Source organism: Qipengyuania sp. B-5 (genome assembly GCF_056857815.1).
The window spans coordinates 1-4,054 of record NZ_JBSXNU010000008.1; the positions used below are offsets into that span (position 1 = coordinate 1).

Below are 4,054 nucleotides of genomic sequence, written 5' to 3' on the forward strand. Positions count from 1 at the left end.
TGTTCGGCAACAACGGCTCGATCACCAGCCACTCATCATCGGTCAGTTCAAATCTACGACGCGTCATCCAAAGCTCCTTCCCGAAGCCTTGAATCAACCGCGCCCGCGCCGCGCAAGTCAATTTATGAGTTTACGGCCTAGATCACGCTTTCAGCTTGAACACTGCTGTCTCTCTCGTCGCGATTGCGAAGGCCGATTGAAGATCACCGCGAGAGCAGAGGAAAAACTCGCCACCGAGGCTTTCTCCGACCCGCTCTAAATGTGCCTTCAAGCCGTCCTCGGCATCCTTGGCAGCTTGCCCTGACGCGAATGCGCGGGAGACCCATTCGGACTTCCATCCGATCTTCATTGCAGGTGGAATGCCCGCGTTGTGTTCGGTCGCCCTTCGCGCCGGATCATTAGAGTAACCGACCTTTACGATAATCTTGTCGCCGACCTCATACTTTTGCCGACGCAGCAGGTATGCGGCCTCTCCTTCGAGGCGGAGGGCGTAGAGGAAATGCTCTCCATCCGTCCGGTTCGCCACCTGCTGCCCAAAAGTGGGATCAATGCCTCGCGAGGGAGTGAACTCTTGTTGGAGCGCTTCTTCTGCAAGCGGCGGCATTCCGTAGACATTGAGTGGTCGCAGAGGAAGCTTGAGCGCGAGTTCCGCCTCTTCCGGAGTCATCAACTTTCCGCGCGAAGCGATGTTGCGGGCATCCTTGTGTGTAAGCGTCTGCTTCGCGATGTGATCGACGCTTATACGCCGTGTGATCTCTGCCGCCCGGATGACCGGGAATGCATAAGTCCAGCGATCAAGCCAGTCGTTGTCGATCTTGCGCTGTAAGCCGAGCGCAGACATTCGTTCTTTGTCGGTGATCGGGGTCGGGTCGATCTCGACAAAACCAAGAGCCTGATGTCGCTTTTCCGGGGCGGTGATGGCCGTGTCAGCACCGTAGATCAGGATAAGGTCGCCGGGTTGCCACTGTTCGATGAACCAATCCCGATTTCCTTCATAAGTGAAGCCATAATAGCCTTCGTTGGCTGGATCGAAGCCCCAGAACGATGTGACCCATACTCTGGGGGCAGTGCTTGATGCCTCCCCAGACAATTCAGTTTTCTCCATGCAACCCAAGTTCCGACAGCGCTACTTCAACCTCTGGCTTCATCGTCCAACGGTTATCCGGAGAGAGGTCCGCGAGAATGCCGCTATAGAACTCGGAAGAACGGACTTCGGACTTTGGTGCAGGCCAGAGATAAACGGCCCGGTTCGCGCACATAGTGCCGAAATGCATGTGCCAAGACTGCGCACCCCAGCCCAAGGCTTGAGACAATTCAGTCGATGTCGAGCCGGGGTTATCGAGCAGGACTTTTATAATCTTGGCTTCGGTCTCGGTCATCGGTTCGACGCGGAATGTTTCGACTACACGAACGGATACATCCATGCCGCTGAGGCGATCGGCCAATGCCTGATGTTCGGCATCCTCGGTTTCGGTAAGCGTTGCCAGAACTCTCTCGGCAGCCTGCTTTTGCTCAGCGCTTCCTGCTTCGAGCATTTTCTCGGCGTTCGCCTGCACGCGCTCGCTCTCTTGGTGCGACATGCCCGGAATCGAGGTGATGATCTTGTCGATGTTCATTGTGTCGCCCTCAACTCGCCGATCCAGTCCGCATATTTTCTTTCGTGTGAGCCCTCAAAGTTGTCCATGCCAGCCTTGGTCAACCAGCCCCTATCAGGTGGAACATAGCTGTAGATGCTTCGCTCGCCCCGTTCGTGCCATGATATGTTGAAGGCGGCGAGCCTCGGAAAAAAGGTCAACCCGGCGTTCTGCGGGATGTGATCGTGAACCCACCATGCGAGAGCCTGCCAACGATGAGCCCGCTCGTAATAGGGCAGGAAACTGTGAACCACGATGCAGGCCGTCGCGCCCATGCAGTCATCGGCGTCACGCACATCCCAAATATGGCCCGCATAGTTGGCTTCGTTTCGGGCGCAGTTGTGCTTGCCGATACCGGCCTCATTTACAGCGCAGGATCGGAAAGCAGAGCGGATCGAGATGCGACCAACCTTTCCCCAAATCGGTTCAAGCAAGTCCTCGCATAGGCGTGTTCCAGCGGCGATGGCCAAGTCGGGATCGTCGGGGATATTCGGTATGCCATAATGATAGGCAATCTCCGAATAGAGCATGTCGCGCATGAAGAAGTTCTCCGACAGTCTGACCCGTCTAAGGTCTTCCAAAGCAGAGACTGATCCGGGTCTTCGCATGACGAATCCTACAAGTGATTGACTTAGTGAGGCGTATCATGCCGAATTGCAGAATGAAGATGCAATTCTCGCGGCTGCGAATCGCAACATGCAATCTGAATCTATTGCATTTGTGGAATAACGGGAAAGAAGAATGAAAAAGAAGGACGAGTTCGAGAAGGAATTGCAGGCGAGGTTTCGCCGTGCAGCAGAGCGCGGAGCGACCTTTGTGGAGGTAAACTCCGGAGAAATGCATCGTTCGTTAGGTGGCTATCCCGCCCCCAAACATCATATGCCTTCATGCTGCGATGTCATGCACTCGCACACTAGCAACGGAGATCAGATTATTTCATCGCCGCCCAGCGGAAAGGGGGCGTCGCTCACTATCCGTTACCAACTACCTCGCATTAAGCCTCGATCGGCTTGCAAAACAGGTGGTCGAGATGCGTAATAGCGCAGTAACAAAGATTGCAGTGTTCAATATGGTCGCTGTGCTCGCATTGTTATGCAGTTGCTCTAGCCCGTCCGACGACGAGCAGTATGTCGCCGACGAACTTGGCATTTCGACTGAGGAGGCAGCAGGCCTGATCGACGAATATGGCGATCCTGCCGATGCGATAGATGACTACCGCGATGCCTACAGACCTGACTTTGACGAAGATGCCGCACGCGAAGCGGCAGAGAGCGAGATGGCTGGCCAAGGATACGATTATTCCTACGGTTGCACTGACGACTGCTCCGGGCATGAGGCGGGTTGGCAATGGCGCGCTGACAACGGCTACCCGGTCGACGACCCATCAACATATGGGAATAGCAACAGCTTTGCCGAAGGTGCCATGGCTTATGAAGAGGCCGTTGATGAGCGCGTAGATGAGATGCGAGATGAATATGAGTATGGTGAGGAACCATACTAGTGGTCTCATTAAGAAAACCGAACTAAAAGAACTACTTGACGGATTTCTGATGTGATGAGAACCTTCTCGCTACGAGAAGAAGGCGAGCATCGATGTCCTACAAAGTCCAGTATCTGTATCGCGGATCGACGCTCTGGCAAAACGCATCGAGCGGATGGGGTTCAGAAGCTCAGGCGATCTTTGACGCGAAGTCCGTCGCCAAGCGCCCGAACTACGAGCAGGTGCGTGTGGTTGATGCAAACGGATCGGTGAGGTGGTTGGGCTGAATTCAAGCCCATAAATTGTGATCGGGTCATCAAAACCAAGATAAGAAGAGCGCCAAGTGGCTGGGCTGGGCGAAGTTTACCTTACCAACTTCGAGCCAAGTGCCCAAAATTGGATCGATAACCCCAACGAGATCAACGCTCACCGCACCATCGCACCAAGTCGAGACAAACTCGGTCCATTTCTCATCGCAAACGATACTGTCCAAAAGCATGGTGCCCGTAGAAGCGTTTTCGTTGAAACTGTATCTCGGCTGTGACCGGGCGATTGTAGATTCGCCGTGAACAGAGGGACCATCTCGATAAAGGATCGCAGTTGCGCCCATACTCAACGGGCTTTGTCCGACTATCGTGATCATAGTGGACCTTACTACGCTCTCTTTGTTCTAAACAGGAATGGCTTCGAGCGATCAAATGTATGCAACTGCCAGTTCCACGGATTTCTCCCCACCTCTGACATTCGCCATGATGCTCGATCGGCGATCGCTTACGCGGAAGCCAATTACATCGATGCTCGTGTGGATCGTGCAGCGAATCGTCGCTCGGTATTGCTTCGCAAGTCCATGCGATGACGGGTGTGGAGGCGTGGAGACTGTGGAGGTGTGGAAGCCTATTTCGAGGAAGGGATTTTCGCTCACGCGATCGATGGGTGATTT

Annotated in this window: 7 protein-coding genes; 2 read left to right on the forward strand and 5 right to left on the reverse strand. The window is 54.3% G+C overall.

The genetic code is table 11. From position 1 onward, the window contains the following. Nucleotides 1-142: 142 nt before the first annotated feature. From AC13CE_RS00115 to AC13CE_RS00125, 3 genes are read right to left on the reverse strand one after another with little or no spacing between them, the layout of a single operon-like run. Nucleotides 143-1,105: a GIY-YIG nuclease family protein gene (locus AC13CE_RS00115; RefSeq protein WP_482971060.1), complete on the reverse strand. Its 963-nt coding sequence runs from the start codon at nucleotides 1,103-1,105 to the stop codon at nucleotides 143-145. After that, nucleotides 1,092-1,616, reverse strand: a complete 525-nt coding sequence (locus AC13CE_RS00120) for a hypothetical protein (RefSeq protein ID WP_482971061.1) — start codon at nucleotides 1,614-1,616, stop codon at nucleotides 1,092-1,094. Before AC13CE_RS00120 ends, AC13CE_RS00115 begins: the two co-directional genes overlap by 14 nt. After that, on the reverse strand, nucleotides 1,613-2,173 hold the full coding sequence (locus AC13CE_RS00125; RefSeq protein ID WP_482971062.1) for a hypothetical protein: 561 nt from the start codon (nucleotides 2,171-2,173) through the stop codon (nucleotides 1,613-1,615). The genes AC13CE_RS00120 and AC13CE_RS00125 overlap by 4 nt, the downstream gene beginning before the upstream one ends. A 491-nt stretch (nucleotides 2,174-2,664) precedes the next feature. On the opposite strand from AC13CE_RS00125, the gene AC13CE_RS00130 reads away from it, so the two are divergent. Continuing rightward, nucleotides 2,665-3,135, forward strand: coding sequence for a hypothetical protein (locus AC13CE_RS00130; RefSeq protein ID WP_482971063.1), 471 nt, complete (start codon nucleotides 2,665-2,667; stop codon nucleotides 3,133-3,135). Nucleotides 3,136-3,227: 92 nt separating this feature from the next. Beyond that, the gene (locus tag AC13CE_RS00135) at nucleotides 3,228-3,401 is read left to right on the forward strand and encodes a hypothetical protein (protein ID WP_482971064.1); all 174 of its coding nucleotides are present in this window, start codon (nucleotides 3,228-3,230) and stop codon (nucleotides 3,399-3,401) included. 29 nt (nucleotides 3,402-3,430) lie between these two features. Here the strand turns inward: AC13CE_RS00135 and AC13CE_RS00140 are convergent, their stop codons facing one another. Both AC13CE_RS00140 and AC13CE_RS00145 read right to left on the reverse strand, forming a co-directional pair. Continuing rightward, entirely contained in the window at nucleotides 3,431-3,757 is a 327-nt protein-coding gene (locus AC13CE_RS00140) for a hypothetical protein (RefSeq protein ID WP_482971065.1), read from the reverse strand. A 51-nt stretch (nucleotides 3,758-3,808) separates the two neighbouring features. Then, nucleotides 3,809-4,054 (reverse strand): hypothetical protein (locus AC13CE_RS00145; protein ID WP_482971066.1); only part of this gene is annotated, 246 nt, incomplete at its 5' end.